The 14,654-nt window shown below is 72.1% G+C and carries 12 protein-coding genes; 9 read left to right on the top strand and 3 right to left on the bottom strand.

What is annotated here, in order from left to right:
- Positions 1–6: 6 nt before the first annotated feature.
- Positions 7–303 carry a hypothetical protein gene (locus P8T65_RS42005; RefSeq protein ID WP_316730710.1) on the top strand — a complete coding sequence of 99 codons (297 nt, stop codon included), beginning with the start codon at positions 7–9 and terminating at the stop codon, positions 301–303.
- 158 nt (positions 304–461) lie between these two features.
- The gene (locus P8T65_RS42000; RefSeq protein ID WP_316730709.1) at positions 462–1,328 is read left to right on the top strand and encodes a hypothetical protein; all 867 of its coding nucleotides are present in this window, start codon (positions 462–464) and stop codon (positions 1,326–1,328) included.
- A 43-nt stretch (positions 1,329–1,371) separates the two neighbouring features.
- Here the strand turns inward: P8T65_RS42000 and P8T65_RS41995 are convergent, their stop codons facing one another.
- A complete protein-coding gene (locus P8T65_RS41995; RefSeq protein WP_316730708.1) occupies positions 1,372–1,584 on the bottom strand; it encodes a hypothetical protein in 213 nt (70 codons plus the stop codon).
- A 220-nt stretch (positions 1,585–1,804) separates the two neighbouring features.
- Here P8T65_RS41995 and P8T65_RS41990 point away from each other — a divergent pair, with 220 nt between their 5' ends.
- Together P8T65_RS41990 and P8T65_RS41985 are read left to right on the top strand one after the other, a co-directional pair.
- Complete coding sequence (locus tag P8T65_RS41990; protein ID WP_316730707.1) at positions 1,805–4,666, top strand: DEAD/DEAH box helicase; 2,862 nt, start codon at positions 1,805–1,807, stop codon at positions 4,664–4,666.
- The gene (locus P8T65_RS41985) at positions 4,663–5,964 is read left to right on the top strand and encodes an SWF or SNF family helicase (RefSeq protein ID WP_316730706.1); all 1,302 of its coding nucleotides are present in this window, start codon (positions 4,663–4,665) and stop codon (positions 5,962–5,964) included. Before P8T65_RS41990 ends, P8T65_RS41985 begins: the two co-directional genes overlap by 4 nt.
- Positions 5,965–5,981: 17 nt before the next feature.
- Here the strand turns inward: P8T65_RS41985 and P8T65_RS41980 are convergent, their stop codons facing one another.
- Both P8T65_RS41980 and xylA read right to left on the bottom strand, forming a co-directional pair.
- A complete protein-coding gene (locus P8T65_RS41980) occupies positions 5,982–6,287 on the bottom strand; it encodes a hypothetical protein (protein WP_316730704.1) in 306 nt (101 codons plus the stop codon).
- 378 nt (positions 6,288–6,665) lie between these two features.
- Positions 6,666–7,832: a xylose isomerase gene (gene xylA, locus P8T65_RS41975; RefSeq protein ID WP_316730702.1), complete on the bottom strand. Its 1,167-nt coding sequence runs from the start codon at positions 7,830–7,832 to the stop codon at positions 6,666–6,668.
- Positions 7,833–7,977: 145 nt separating this feature from the next.
- Between xylA and xylB the strand changes: the two genes are divergently transcribed.
- From xylB to P8T65_RS41950, 5 genes are all read left to right on the top strand, one after another.
- Positions 7,978–9,423 (top strand): xylulokinase, encoded by a 1,446-nt coding sequence (xylB, locus tag P8T65_RS41970; RefSeq protein ID WP_316730700.1) that lies wholly within the window; start codon positions 7,978–7,980, stop codon positions 9,421–9,423.
- A 115-nt stretch (positions 9,424–9,538) separates the two neighbouring features.
- Positions 9,539–10,747, top strand: a complete 1,209-nt coding sequence (locus P8T65_RS41965; RefSeq protein ID WP_316730698.1) for an ROK family transcriptional regulator — start codon at positions 9,539–9,541, stop codon at positions 10,745–10,747.
- Between the two features lie 244 nt (positions 10,748–10,991).
- On the top strand, positions 10,992–11,591 hold the full coding sequence (locus tag P8T65_RS41960; protein ID WP_316730696.1) for an N-acetylmuramoyl-L-alanine amidase: 600 nt from the start codon (positions 10,992–10,994) through the stop codon (positions 11,589–11,591).
- Positions 11,592–11,676: 85 nt separating this feature from the next.
- Entirely contained in the window at positions 11,677–12,966 is a 1,290-nt protein-coding gene (locus P8T65_RS41955) for a GAF domain-containing protein (RefSeq protein ID WP_316730695.1), read from the top strand.
- Between the two features lie 134 nt (positions 12,967–13,100).
- Positions 13,101–14,624 carry an aldehyde dehydrogenase family protein gene (locus P8T65_RS41950; protein WP_316730693.1) on the top strand — a complete coding sequence of 508 codons (1,524 nt, stop codon included), beginning with the start codon at positions 13,101–13,103 and terminating at the stop codon, positions 14,622–14,624.
- Positions 14,625–14,654: the final 30 nt, after the last annotated feature.

The following is a 14,654-nucleotide window of genomic DNA, read 5'->3' as shown; positions in this document are numbered from 1 at the left end:
GCCCATATGTTCGGCAGCGTTCGCAAGTCCTTCAGCAGATTCCTCGACTCGCTGCGCGCGGAGCCCACCGCGCGGGAGACGAAACGCACGCACAACCTGTTCGAGTCTGCCGCCGTCTACATCGCGGCGTGTGCCGAGGACGATCAGGACCAGATCGACGAGGCCGCGACCTGGGTGTCGCCCGAGGCCCTGTCGTTCGGAGTCAGCGAGCTGGCGTGCCGGGCGGTGATCGCCCTCGCGCGGGAGCGCGACGAGTCGCCGCTGACGGTCGCGCGGTCACTTCTGGGGCTGCCCGCCACCTGAACGAGTGAGGGTGTCCGGTCGTTTCGCCCCTGTCCACCCGGATACCTGCAGCTCGCCCGGGATATCCGCAGCTCCGCACGGGGTTCCCGCTCGTGACAAGGGCCCGCCGGGCGCATTAGGGTGCGCCGACGGACGAGCGAGAGCGATGGGAGGCCGGCATGGCCGGGACGGACGAGGACGCCGTCACCGCCGGGGACGACGACGCACTGTATGTGCTGACGGCGGTACTGCTCACGCCCGCGAACTTCCCCAGTGTGCTGGGCGACGACTACCCGGAGGCGTGCGCGGCTCTGGACCTCGCGCCGCTCGCCGACGGCTACGGGATCGTCCTGGGCCAGGACGGCGAGGGAGCGAGGTGGACGGTGGCGGTCGACGACGTGTCGCTGGTCGCCGTGGCCATCGCGTCGTGGGACTGCGGTATGGAGTACGACCTGTCGCCCGACGAGGACTCCGTGGTGGCCGCGCTGCCGGGCTGGCCCCTCGCGGTCGCCGTGTCGGCTCCGGGGGTGCCCGCTCCGCACGACCCAGATCCCGAGGTGTCGGACCGGCCGCCGCTGAGCCCGCCGGACACCGCCGTCTGGGGTCCCGCCCAGCGGCGTCTGGGGGCCGACGAGATCGCTCTGCAGTGGTCCATGTGGCGGGAGCAGATCGACGACGCCTCGTTCACCGGGCAGGGCGGCTCGGACGGGGCGGCGACGTCGGCGACAGGAGGCACGACGGAAGCCGGGCCGGGTGCCGGGAAGGACGACGGCGCTCCGCGCACGGGCATCCGCCGCGTGCTCGCGGAGGCGCGCGCGTACGTGGAGTCCCCTCCGCCGCTGGGGCGGGTGCGCTCCTCGTTCGCACCGGGCGACGCCCGCACCCTTCGCGCCGACGGTCCCGGCTGGTCGATGGTGGCCAGAACCGACGACATCGCGTTCGTCCTCCTCGACGAAGAACCCGGCGAGGTACTGCCGGTGGGCAGGGGCCCGGAACTGCCCGGTCTCCTGGAGTCCCTCGACAAGATCGCCGTACGTCCGAACTGATTCCGTCCGCCGCACCGGCCCGCTCGCGCGGGCCGGTGGCATTTCAGCGGCCGAGCTCCTTGCGTCCGGTGCGGCGCAGCCTGCGCCGCTGTGAGGGGTCCAGCGCCAGGTACACGGCCGTGGGGATCCCCAGGACTATCAGGAGATTGGCCCAGAAGGGGAAGGGCAGCAGGATCAGCAGGACGATCCCGATTGCCGCACCCCCTGCGACGATCTTCGTGCTCTTCGACATCTCCGTCGCCTCCTTCGCGGCCACTGCCGCTCTCTGTCCTGAAAACGGGATCGGACTCCCTGCGGTTCCGGACCACGACCCTGACACGTCCCTGAGTCGAACCCCCGTACAACCCTGTGATGCCCTCGCCACCCAACGGGAAAAGTGACCCACATCACCCCCTCCAGCGCCAGGCGAAGGTTTGAAGTGAGGTATGGTCGGCGATCCTGGCTAGGTAGTCAAATTTGAGGAGTCCAGCATCTCTGTGCCGCCGACCCCCGTGGCAACCCTTCCCGAAGTGTCCGAACTGGCCCGTTGCAGCGCCGTCTTCGTGGCCCCGGACCCCGCCCGCACCGGCCTCGTCGCCTTCTGGCGGCCGGACGGCGCGACACCACCCCGGGTCGCCCACGGCTCCGAAGGGAAGCTGCCGCTCGTCCGGCCCGGCGGCCCCGGAGTCCGACGGGTCACGGTGCCCGTCGTGTCGCTGCCGGTGCACGCCGCGCTGCCGGTGCTCACGCGCGCGCGTGGCACCATCGGTGTCCACCGGTCGACGGCCTTCTGGGGCGCCGCCGCCCTGCTGGCGCTCCAGTTCGCCGCGCGAGGCCTGCTGTTGCCCGGCGTCACCTCGAACGGGCACGACGCCTGGCGGGCGGGGCCGCTGCGGGCGGAGGACCTGGACCGGGTCAGGGACCTGGCCGCGGCGATGCCGCCCGAGGCGTACGCCCTGCCCGTGGACCACGGCGAGCCGGCCCGGCTGCCCGATCCGGAGCGGCTGCTGCGCGCGTTCCTCGACGCCGTCGTGGACTCTCTGCCCCGCTCCCCCGCCGCGAGCCTCGCGGCGGGCGGCTCTGCCTTCGCCGCCCGTGAGCCTCGATCCGTTCCCGAACTGCGCGCCTGGGCGACGGACGTGGCCGCCGGGCACGACGCCGGGGTCCGCGTGTCGCTGCGCGTCGAGATTCCCGGGCTCGACTCGCTCCGCGCCGACGATCCGGCCGGGACGCAGCCGGTGTTCCGTGTCGTCCCCCAGCTGCACAGCGTGAGCGATCCGGCGCTCGTCGCGGACGCCTCCGCGGTGTGGGCCGACGCCACCGCCTTCGGCCCGCGCGCGCGGACGGACGCCCTGCTGGCACTGCGCCGGGCCGCCCGCGCCTGGGCTCCGCTCGGTCCACTGCTGTCGGCGGCGGTACCGGACGCGGTGGAGATCGCCGACGAGGAGATCACCGAACTGCTCGGCAAGGGAGCCCGGCTGCTGGCGACGGCCGGTGTCGAGGTGCATTGGCCCAGGGAACTGGCCCGCGGTTTGACCGCCCGCGCGGTCATCGGCCCACCGGCCGACGAGCAGGGCCCTGCCCGCAACGCGTCGGACACCCCGTCGTACCTGTCCGCCGACGCACTGCTCGCCTTCGACTGGCGGTTCACACTCGGCGATGAGCAGCTCAGCCGCCAGGAACTCGACGTTCTCGCTGAGGCGAACCGCCCCATGGTGCGACTGCGCGACAAGTGGGTCCTGGTGGATCCGGCGGAGATCCGCCACGCCCGCGCGCGGCAGGACCGCAAGGTGGCGCCCGTCGACGCGCTCGGTGCCGCCCTGACGGGCTCGACGGAGGTCGAAGGCCGGATGGTCGACGTCCTGCCCACCGGGTGGCTGGCGACACTGCGGGAAAGACTGTCGGACCCCGAGGGACAGGCCTCGGTCGGACAGCCGTCCGCGCTCGCCGCGACGCTCCGGGACTACCAATTGCGAGGGCTCGACTGGCTGGCCCGGATGACCTCCCTCGGGCTCGGCGGCTGTCTCGCCGACGACATGGGCCTTGGCAAGACGATCACCCTCATCGCTCTGCATCTGCACCGGCAGTCCGACGCCTCGTCCGCCGGCCCCACCCTCGTGGTCTGTCCGGCCTCTTTGATGGGCAACTGGCAGCGCGAGATCGAGAAGTTCGCGCCAGGCGTGCCGGTGCGCCGCTTCCACGGATCCCGGCGCGGTCTCGACGGACTCGCCGACGGGGAGTTCGTCCTCACCACATACGGCACCATGCGGCTGGACGCGACCCGACTCGGCCACGTGCCCTGGGGCCTGGTCGTGGCGGACGAGGCGCAACACCTGAAGAACCCCTACTCGGCCACGGCACGGGAACTGCGCACCATCGGGGCACGCGCACGCGTGGCGCTCACCGGCACCCCGGTGGAGAACAACCTGTCCGAGCTGTGGGCGATCCTCGACTGGACCGCTCCTGGTCTCCTGGGCCGCCTCGGCACCTTCCGCACCAGGTACGCGCAGGCCGTCGAAGGCGCCCGGAATCCCGCCGCCGCGGAGCGGCTCTCCCGGCTCGTACGGCCCTTCCTGCTGCGCCGCCGCAAGTCGGACCCGGGCATCGCGCCGGAACTGCCGCCGAAGACCGAGACCGACCGTGCCGTGTCGCTCACCAGGGAACAGGTGGGCCTGTACGAGGCGTTGGTGCGCGAGACCATGGCGGAGATCGCCGCCGCCGACGGCATGGAACGGCGCGGTCTGATCGTGAAGCTGCTGACCGGGCTCAAACAGATCTGCAACCACCCCGCCCAGTTCCTCAAGGAAGACAGGCCGCGGATCCCGGGCAGGTCGGGAAAGTTGGAGCTGCTGGACGAACTGTTGGACACCATACTGTCCGAAGGGGCGAGCGTTCTGGTCTTCACTCAGTACGTCCGGATGGCCCGGCTGCTGGAACGTCATCTGGCGGCGCGCGGGGTGCCCACCCGCTTCCTGCACGGCGGGACACCGGTACCCGAGCGCGAGGAGATGGTGGAGCGCTTCCAGGAGGGCGAGGTGCCCGTCTTCCTGCTGTCGTTGAAGGCGGCCGGCACGGGTCTGAACCTGACACGGGCCGAGCACGTCGTGCACTACGACCGCTGGTGGAACCCCGCCGTCGAGGCGCAGGCCACGGACCGGGCGTACCGCATCGGACAGACGCGGCCGGTGCAGGTGCACCGGTTGATCGCGGAGGGCACGATCGAGGACCGCATCGCGGACATGCTGCTGCGCAAGCGGGAGTTGGCCGACGCGGTGCTGGGCGCGGGCGACACGGCGCCGACCGAGCTGTCCGACGCCGAACTGGCCGATCTGGTGGAGCTCCGAGGGGACGCGCGATGACGGAACGCACGGGACATGACGAGGAGCGCACCTTCGCCGCACTGGCTCCCGCACGGGGCGCCGGTTTCGCACGGACGTGGTGGGGCCGGGCCTGGTTGCGGGCGCTCGAGGACGCGGCGCTGGACGGGGAGCAGGTGAAGGCGGGGCGCCGGCTGGCTCGGGCGGGGGCCGTGGGCGCGGTGTCGGTGCGCGCCGGGCGCGTCACCGCGGTCGTCCAAGACCGCGACGGCAGCGGCCACCGTGCCGACGTCCTGCTGCAGGAGCTTTCCGGGGAGCACTGGGACCGCTTTCTGGACATGGCGGTCGAGCAGGCCGGGCACGTGGCCGCCCTGCTCGACCGTGAGATGCCGCCGCATCTGGTCGAGGACGCCGCGACGGCCGGTGTCGAACTGCTGCCCGGACTCGGCGATCTGGAGGCCGCGTGCGACTGCGGTGCCTGGGACCACTGCGGACACACCGCAGCGCTCTGCTACCAGGTGGCCCGCCTGCTGGATCAGGACCCGTTCGTCCTGCTGTTGATGCGCGGCCGTGCCGAACGTGCGCTGCTGGACGAAATCCACCTGCGCGGAACCGCGACCGCCGCGGACGGTGAGAAGGTGTCCAGCGACCTCGGGAGCAGCCTCGCGGACGATCACGGGGACGACGTGGACGCCGCCGAGGCCTTCGCGGCGGGTGACATCCTGCCTCCGCTCCCCGAGCCGCCCCGGCCGCCGGTGGAGCCCGGCCTGCCGCCCTCCCTGGACACCGAGATCGGGCCCGCGCCGGAACTGGACCCGGCGGCGCTCGAGTTCCTGGCGGCGCAGACGGCCCGGGAGGCACACCGGTTGCTGACCGAGGCCTTCCGTCCCGGTCACGAGCGGCAGCCCCTGGACGACGAGTTGACGTTCGACCAGGACGTGGTGCGGCTGGCCGCCGACGGCCCGGGGCCAGGCATCGAAGCACGGCTCGGCGACGGTTCGGGGCGCGGCCGGGAAGGACTGGCGCTCGCCGTCCGCGCCTGGCGGTACGGCGGGGCGGCGGGTCTCGCCGTACTGGACGAGGAGTGGCACGTACCGGCGGAGCCGCTCGCACGCGCGCGTGCCGCCCTGGAGACGGCGTGGGACGAGGGCGAGCGGCCGTCGCTGCGGTCCGCGCACAACCGTTGGACCGTCGTGGGCGGGTCCGCCCAGCTGCGCCTCGGGCGGGACGGCCGTTGGTGGCCCTACCGCAAGGAGCGGGGCTGCTGGGCACCGGCGGGCCCGGCGGCCCATGATCCGGCGACGGCTCTGGCGTCGGTCGTCGGCGAACCCCCCGGCTGATGCCCGAGAGCGACCCGTCAGCCGGTGTGGCCGACCGGGTCCGGGAAAAGTGAGTCCAGGTCGCTGGGCAGCCCCGTCGGGAACCCGCTGGGCAGATCGCTGGGGAAGCCCGAGGGCAGCGTCGGAAGATCACTGGGCAGCCCTGTCGGAAGATCACTGGGCAGCCCTGACGGGAGGCTCAGCGACGGGGTCGGCGAGGGGGTGGTACCGCCACCGGTACCGCCCGACGGCTCGTCGTTCGCCGGTCCCCCGCCCCTGGCGGCCACCAGCACCACGGCGAGGACGGCGCCGAGGGTGATGATCACGGCCAGCGCGACGAGCACGAGCCTGCGGCGCCCGTCGGACGAGGGTCCACCGGGCGGATCGGATGACTGCCAGCCCCCGCCCTGACTCGGGGGCTGCCAGCCACCTCCGCCTCCGGTCGGATCGCCCGGCGGCGGACCGTAGCCCCCTGGCGGGGGCCCGAATCCTCCGCCGTTCGACGGCGGTGTGCCATCCGGCGGTCGCGGCGGCTGGGACGGTGGGGTAGGCAGGCCCATACCGTCCAGAGTCGCCGCGAAACGGCCAAGGCGCGAGCCCCGCGCGGGAGTTGCTACGGACTCATGCCATGGACCGCATGATTCCGAAGAATTCCGCGCAGAGACCGGCCGGAGGAGGCGCAGAGCCGGCCGAAACAGGTCCGGCCGGATCGAGCGACACGATCAGCCGCGCGCACCCAGCAGGTGGTCCATCGCCAGCTGGTCGAGCTGCTCGAAGGCCATGCCGCGCGCGGCGGCGGCCTCGGCGTCGAACTCCTCGAAGGCCGTCCGGTCCGCGAGCAGCGCCTGCAGTCCGTCGGCGGCCGTGGGCTGGGCCAGCTGGTCCAGGCGCGCGGCACGCAGCGCCTCCTGGACCGCCGGGTCGGCGCGGAAGGCGGCCGCACGCTCCTTGAGGATGAGGTAGTTGCGCATGCAGCCCGCGGCCGACGCCCACACACCGTCGAAGTCCTCGGTGCGCGGCGGCTTGAAGTCGAAGTGCTTCGGCCCCGCGTAACCTGCGCTCTCCAGCAGGTCGACCAGCCAGAACGCGGAGCGCAGGTCGCCCGCGCCGAAGCGGAGGTCCTGGTCGTACTTGATACCGGACTGGCCGTTGAGGTCGATGTGGAAGAGCTTGCCGGCCCACAGGGCCTGTGCGATGCCGTGCGGGAAGTTCAGCCCGGCCATCTGCTCATGGCCGACCTCGGGGTTGACGCCGTAGAGCTCCGGGCGCTCCAGGCGCTCGATGAAGGCCAGGGCGTGGCCGACGGTGGGGAGCAGGATGTCGCCGCGCGGCTCGTTCGGCTTGGGCTCGATCGCGAACTTCAGGTCGTAGCCCTGGGACGTGACGTACTCGCCGAGGAGGTCGAACGCCTCCTTCATGCGGTCGAGCGCGTCCCGGACGTCCTTGGCGGCGCCGGACTCGGCGCCCTCGCGGCCGCCCCAGGCGACGTAGATCTTGGCGCCGAGCTCGACCGCCAGGTCGATGTTGCGGATCGTCTTGCGCAGCGCGTAGCGGCGGACGTCGCGGTCGTTGGCGGTGAACGCGCCGTCCTTGAAGACGGGGTGCGTGAAGAGGTTGGTGGTGGCCATGGGCACGGTCAGGCCAGTGGTGTCCAGGGCCGCGCGGAAGCGCTTGACGTGCTCCTCGCGCTCACTGTCCGAGGACCCGAAGGGGATCAGGTCGTCGTCGTGGAAGGTCACACCGTAGGCGCCGAGCTCCGCCAGACGCTGCACCGACTCGACCGGGTCGAGGGCGCGCCGCGTGGCGTCGCCGAACGGGTCCCTGCCCTGCCATCCGACGGTCCACAGGCCGAAGGTGAACCTGTCGTCGGGAGTGGGTTGGTAGTTCATGCCGCGGCTCCTTGCGCTCCGACTATTTCGTCATGGCGATTTACAAATTAGTATGCGGACGCGTCTCCGGGAAGACAAGGTGTCGCCGGACGGAGACGTCAGCCGCGTCAGCGGCGGTCATGAGCCGCGTGAGAAGGAGAGCCCGATGTCAGCTGCCGAGGGTCCGCTCGTCGTCGGTGTGGACTCGTCCACACAGTCCACCAAGGCCCTGGTCGTCGACGCGGCGACCGGCCGGGTCGTGGCGAGCGGGCAGGCGCCGCACACCGTGTCCTCCGGTGCCGGCCGGGAGAGCGACCCCCGCCAGTGGTGGGACGCGCTGTGCGAGGCGCTGCGCCAGTGCGGGGAGGCGGCGCACGAGGCCTCGGCGGTGTCCGTCGGCGGTCAGCAGCACGGCCTCGTCACCCTCGACGCCCGGGGCGAGCCGGTGCGTCCGGCGCTGCTGTGGAACGACGTGCGCTCCGCGCCGCAGGCGGCCCGTCTGGTCGAGGAACTGGGCGGCGCGAAGGCATGGGCGGAGCGCGCCGGCAGTGTGCCGGGGCCGTCCTTCACCGTGACGAAGTGGGCCTGGCTGGCGGAGAACGAGCCCGAAGCCGTCCGTGCGACCGCCGCCGTGCGCCTGCCGCACGACTATCTCACCGAGCGTCTCACCGGCCAGGGCACGACCGATCGCGGCGACGCCTCCGGTACGGGGTGGTGGGCGTCGGCGACGGAGCAGTACGACGCCGAGGTGCTCGCCCATGTCGGGCTGGACCCGGCACTGCTGCCCCGTGTGGTCCGGCCGGGCGAGGTCGCCGGGACCGTACGGGACGCCCATGAGCTGCCGTTCGCCAAGGGGACGCTGGTCGCCGCCGGTACGGGGGACAACGCGGCCGCCGCGCTGGGGCTCGGGCTGCGCCCCGGCACCCCGGTGCTGAGCCTCGGCACCTCCGGCACGGTGTACGCCGTCTCCAGGCACCGCCCGGCGGATCCCACCGGCACGGTGGCTGGCTTCGCCGACGCGCACGGGGACTGGCTGCCGCTGGCCTGCACCCTGAACTGCACCCAGGCGGTCGACCGGGTCGCCACCCTGCTGGGCCTCGACCGCGATGCCGTGGAGCCCGGCACGAACGTCACCCTCCTGCCCTACCTGGACGGCGAACGCACCCCGGCGCTGCCGCACGCCTCGGGTCTGTTGCACGGGCTGCGCCACGACACGACCGGCGGGCAGCTGCTGCAGGCCGCGTACGACGGAGCCGTCCACTCCCTGCTCGGCGCCCTGGACCTGGTGCTCGACTCCGACGCGGACACCTCCGCACCGCTGCTGCTCATCGGCGGGGGCGCGCGGGGCACCGCCTGGCAGCAGACCGTGCGGCGCCTGTCGGGGCGTGCCGTGCAGGTCCCCGAGGCGAAGGAACTGGTCGCCCTGGGCGCCGCCGCACAGGCCGCCGGGCTGCTCACCGGCGAGGACCCGGCCGCGGTGGCCGGCCGCTGGGACACCACCCGGGGGCCGGTGCTGGAGGCCGTGGAGCGGGACGAGGAGACGCTCGCCAGGATCTCCCGGGTGCTGTCCGACGCGGCGCCGCTGCTGAATCACGGACCGGACAGCGACTGACCGGCGAGGGGGTGTCCCGAGTGGGAAAATCTGATTCCGGCATGATCTACGGAGCACGGACAGGAAGGCGCACAGGGACATCCACCGGGACGCACCGACGGGAGCCGAGGGAGGCATGACCGCACCACTGCACGAAACCCGCCCGAGCGGCCCCGGCCGCCGCCTGCCCGACAACCAGCAGGGCATGCGGCGCCGCAATCTCTCCCGCGTCATGCACACCGTCAACGCCGAGGGGCCGCTGTCCCGGGCCGCCGTCGCCTCTCACATCGGACTGACCCGGGCCGCCGTGTCGACGCTGGTGGACGAGCTGATCCGTGCGGGACTCCTGGAGGAACTGGGCCCTGAGCGTCCGGGACGGGTCGGACGGCCCGGCTCGGCGCTCGCCCTCAGCGGACGCGGCCCCGCAGGTATCGGCGCGGAGATCGGTGTCGACCACCTGGCGGTCTGCGCCGTGGATCTGCGGGGCGAGGTGCGGGTTCGGGCGGTGCGGCACGGCACCAACCGCGGCCGGGCGCCCGAGCCGGTCATCGACGAGCTGACCGAGCTGGTGCGAGGGGTCGTCGCCGAGGCGGAGGGCGAGGGCCTGTGGCCCGCGGGGCTGGCGGTCGCCGTGCCCGGGCTGGTGGCGAGCGACGCCCGCACGGTGGTCCGTGCCCCCAACCTCGACTGGCACGACACGGATCTGGGCGCCCTGTTGCCCGCCGGTCTGCCGGTGACCGTGGACAACGAGGCCAACTTCGGTGGACTCGCGGAACTCTGGCTCGGGGACGGCACACCGTCCGACTTCCTGCACGTCTCCGCGGAGATCGGCATCGGCGGCGCGGTCGTCGTGGACGGCCGGCTGCTTCGCGGGACACGAGGATTCGCGGGCGAGTTGGGGCACGTCCCCGTCCGGCCGGAGGGCCCCGACTGCGCGTGCGGTGGACGCGGCTGCCTGGAGCAGTATGCCGGTGAGGAGGCCGTGCTTCGGGCGGCCGGGCTGGAACCGGGCGAACACCGCGTCGAGTTCCTCGCCGAGCGGGCGGCGGCCGGCGACAAGGATGTGCACCGGGCTCTGCGTGGCGCCGGCGCCGCGCTCGGTGTGGCGCTGACCGGCGCGGTGAATCTGCTGGACCCGCGGACCGTGGTGCTGGGAGGCGCCCTGGCCGCCCTCGCACCCTGGCTGCTGCCCTCGCTGGAACGGGAGTTGGCTCGGCGCACGGCCGGTCCGGCGTGTTCCGTGACCGTGTCCCGGCTGGGCCCGGAAGGCCCACTGCTGGGTGCGGCCCACTCGGTGGTGCGTGGGGTGCTGGACGATCCGGCGACGGCCGGGGTGCGGTCGTAGGACGGCCGGGATGCGCCCGTAGCGCGGCGCCACTCGTTCCCTCTGTCGGGTGATGGAGTTATCCACAACTCGCCGGTTTTCCACCGGTATCCACCCGCTCGATCGGCCCGACCGGGATTCGCCGTACCGTGATCCACGTGAGGCGCAGCCGTTCGACGTGCGACTGCGTCTTCGAGTACGGATGCGAGTCGACCAGCAAAGCACAAGCACAAGGACCACCCACCGACCGGAGAGGCAGAGCCACATGGAGCGAGCCAGGCCGTTGCCGAGCAGGCGGCGGCTGCTGCGGGGCGCCGCCCTCGCCGCGATCCCCTATGCGCTGCTCCCCAGCCCGCGGGCCGGCGCCCAGTCGCCCCACCTCGACCACACGCCCGCCCTGTGGGAGCCGGCGAGCGCGGCCAACTACACCGTGGCCGACCGACCGTCCGGCCGCTCCATCGACTTGGTGATCATCCATGTCACGCAGACCACGTACAAGAACACGGTGCCCGTCTTCTGGAACCCGGCGAAGCAGGTCTCCGCGCACTACCTGCTCCGGTCGGCCGACGGACGGGTCACCCAGTGCGTCCGGGAACGCGACATCGCCTGGCACGCCGGCAACTGGGACTACAACGCGCGGAGCATAGGCATCGAGCACGAGGGCTGGATCGACCGCCCCGAGTACTTCACCTCCGCCATGTACGAGCAGTCCGCGGCGCTCACCGCCGCGATCTGCGACAGGCACGGCGTCCCGAAGGACCGCGCCCACATCATCGGCCACTACGAGGTCCCGGGCACCGACCACACCGATCCGGGGCCGAACTGGGACTGGGACCGCTACATACGCCTGGTCGTCGCCGCCTGACATTGCCGAAGCGCGCGGCTTGTCGGGGTGCGGGTCCGGCGGTGACGATGGGTTGCAGCCGTGCGCACGTGTCCGGGAGGCCGAGTTGACCGATCCTTGGGTGGCTCTGGAGCCGGGAGCCGATCCCGTCCAGCGGGTGCGGGTGCTGCGTCGCGCGCATGAGGCGTTCACGCAGCGGGGCACGGTGGCTCTGCCGGTGCGTGCTGTGGTGGCTGACTCGTGGCGGCGTTCGGCGAAGGCGGGTGTCGGACCGGAGGGCACCGCCCGGGTGGAACTGACGGACGGCGACCTCGGTTCCTATCGCGCCGAGCATCCGCTGTCCCGGGTGATGCCGTTGGTGCGCGAGCTGCTGGGCACGTTCGCGTCGGACGGCGAGCATCTGCTGGCCGTCTGCGACGCGCAGGGCAGGCTGCTGTGGGTCGAGGGGGACGCGGCGACCAGACGACGGGCCGACCGGATGAACTTCGTACCGGGTGCGCGCTGGGCGGAGTCCGCCGTCGGGACGAACGCTCCGGGCACCGCGGTGGCCGTGGACCGGCCCGTGCAGGTGTTCGCGGCCGAGCACTTCATACGGCGGGTGCAGCCGTGGACGTGCGCGGCGGCGCCGGTGCACGATCCACGAACCGGACGGGTGCTCGGTGCGGTCGACATCACCGGCGGTGACGGCCTCGCGCATCCGCACAGCCTGGGGTTCGTGCAGGCGGTCGCGCGGGCCGCCGAGTCCCAGCTCGCCCTGCTCACCCCGCCCCGGGCGTCGGCGGACGCGCTCGAACTGGCCGCGCTGGGCCGGGACGAGGCCCAACTCCTGGTCCGAGGGCGGAAGATCAGGCTCAGCCGTCGGCACAGCGAGATCCTGGTGCTGCTCGCCCGCCATCCGGAGGGCCTGTCCGGCGACGAGCTGCTCTGCGCACTGTACGAGGACGAGTCTGTGACGCCGGTGACGTTGCGGGCCGAGCTGGCGCGGCTGCGCCGTCTCCTCGGGCCGGGGTTGCTGGGGTCACGGCCGTACCGGCTGATGGTCCCCCTCGAGTCCGACGTGGCGGTGGTGGAACGGAGACTGGAGACGGGTGCGGTGACGGCGGCCGCGTCGGCGTACGCGGGCCCGCTGCTGCCGGGCTCGCAGGCGCCGGCCGTCGTCCGGCTGCGGCGCAGGCTCGCCGACGGGCTGCGCACGGCGCTCATAGCCGGGCATGACCCCGACCTTCTGGCGGACTGGGCGCACGCCCCCTGGGGCGAGGACGACCTGGAGGTGTGGCGGGTGCTGGCAGCCGTACGCCCCACACCGGCCGTACGGTCCCGGCTGCGCGAGTTGGAGTCGGAGCTGTCGGTGCCGACGTCGTGGGCGCGCCCTCGGCCCCGGCCTCGGCGGCAGTAGGGGACGTTCGGGCCGGCGGGGCGGGGCGGGGCGGGGCGGGGCGGGGGCGCAACGTCGTTGCAACATTCCGGTTTCTAGCCTCCTCGCGAGAGCCGCCCCAACGGCGGGTGGCGCTTCTCGGGAGGCAGGTATTCATGACCCGTTTCGCAGCACCCGGTACGGATGGCGCGGTCGTCTCCTATGAGGCGCGCTACGACCACTTCATCGGGGGTGAGTACGTGCCGCCGGCGCGCGGTCAGTACTTCGAGAACCCGAGTCCGGTGAACGGGCTGCCGTTCACCGAGGTCGCGCGGGGTACGAGCGAGGACGTGGAGCGCGCGTTGGACGCGGCGCACGCGGCCGCGCCCGGCTGGGGGCGCACGTCCGTGACCGAGCGTTCGGACGTCCTGCGGAAGATCGCCGACCGGATGGAGGCGAACCTGGAGCAGCTGGCGGTCGCGGAGAGCTGGGAGAACGGCAAGCCGGTGCGGGAGACGCTGGCCGCGGACATCCCCCTCGCCATCGACCACTTCCGGTACTTCGCGGGGGCGATCCGCACGCAGGAGGGTTCGCTGTCGGAGCTCGATGATGACACGGTGGCGTACCACTTCCATGAGCCGCTGGGTGTGGTCGCCCAGATCATCCCGTGGAACTTCCCGATCCTCATGGCGACCTGGAAGCTCGCGCCCGCCCTGGCGGCGGGCAACGCGGTCGTGCTCAAGCCGGCCGAGCAGACCCCGGCGTCCATTCACGTCTGGATGAGCCTGGTGGCTGATCTGCTGCCGCCGGGTGTGGTGAACATCGTCAACGGGTTCGGGGTGGAGGCGGGCAAGCCGCTGGCGTCGAGTCCGCGGGTGGCGAAGGTGGCGTTCACGGGTGAGACGACGACGGGGCGTCTGATCATGCAGTACGCCTCGGAGAACATCACGCCGGTGACGCTCGAACTCGGTGGCAAGTCGCCGAACATCTTCTTCGACGACGTGTGGTCGGCGAATGACGACTTCCGCGACAAGGCGCTCGAAGGCTTCACGATGTTCGCGCTCAACCAGGGTGAGGTGTGCACCTGTCCGTCGCGGGCGCTGGTGCAGCGCGGCAACTACGCCGAGTTCATGGAGGCGGCCGTCGCCCGCACCGAGCAGATCAAGACCGGGCACCCGCTGGACACCGACACCATGATCGGCGCTCAGGCCTCCAACGACCAGTTGGAGAAGATCCTCTCCTATCTGGACATCGGGCGGCAGGAGGGTGCCAAGGTTCTGACCGGCGGGGAACGCATCGAGCACGACGGCGAGTTGCAGGGCGGTTTCTACGTCCAGCCGACGATCTTCGAGGGTGACAACCGTATGCGGATCTTCCAGGAAGAGATCTTCGGTCCAGTCGTCTCCGTGACCTCGTTCGACGACTTCGACGACGCCATCAAGATCGCCAACGACACGCTGTACGGGCTGGGCGCGGGAGTCTGGACGCGGGACACCAACACGGCCTATCGCGCGGGCCGTTCCATCCAGGCGGGCCGCGTCTGGACGAACTGCTACCACGCCTACCCGGCGCACGCCGCGTTCGGCGGCTACAAGGGGTCGGGCATCGGTCGCGAAACGCACAAGATGATGCTGGATCACTACCAGCAGACCAAGAACCTCCTCGTCTCGTACTCGCCGAAGAAGCTGGGCTTCTTCTAGAGGCACGAAAAAAGGCGCCTGAACTGGGCT

The sequence above is a fragment of the Streptomyces sp. 11x1 genome, assembly GCF_032598905.1.
Classification (GTDB): Bacteria; Actinomycetota; Actinomycetes; order Streptomycetales; family Streptomycetaceae; genus Streptomyces.
This window is presented reverse-complemented; position numbering and strand designations above follow the sequence as displayed.

Bases quoted from the DNA above. Each gene is read 5' to 3' on its own strand.
- P8T65_RS42005 (WP_316730710.1), top strand. From the start codon at position 7: ATGTTCGGCAGCGTTCGCAAGTCCTTCAGCAGATTCCTCGACTCGCTG.
- P8T65_RS42000 (WP_316730709.1), top strand. From the start codon at position 462: ATGGCCGGGACGGACGAGGACGCCGTCACCGCCGGGGACGACGACGCA.
- P8T65_RS41985 (WP_316730706.1), top strand. From the start codon at position 4,663: ATGACGGAACGCACGGGACATGACGAGGAGCGCACCTTCGCCGCACTG.
- xylA (WP_316730702.1), bottom strand. From the start codon at position 7,832: ATGAACTACCAACCCACTCCCGACGACAGGTTCACCTTCGGCCTGTGG.
- xylB (WP_316730700.1), top strand. From the start codon at position 7,978: ATGTCAGCTGCCGAGGGTCCGCTCGTCGTCGGTGTGGACTCGTCCACA.
- P8T65_RS41965 (WP_316730698.1), top strand. From the start codon at position 9,539: ATGACCGCACCACTGCACGAAACCCGCCCGAGCGGCCCCGGCCGCCGC.
- P8T65_RS41960 (WP_316730696.1), top strand. From the start codon at position 10,992: ATGGAGCGAGCCAGGCCGTTGCCGAGCAGGCGGCGGCTGCTGCGGGGC.
- P8T65_RS41950 (WP_316730693.1), top strand. From the start codon at position 13,101: ATGACCCGTTTCGCAGCACCCGGTACGGATGGCGCGGTCGTCTCCTAT.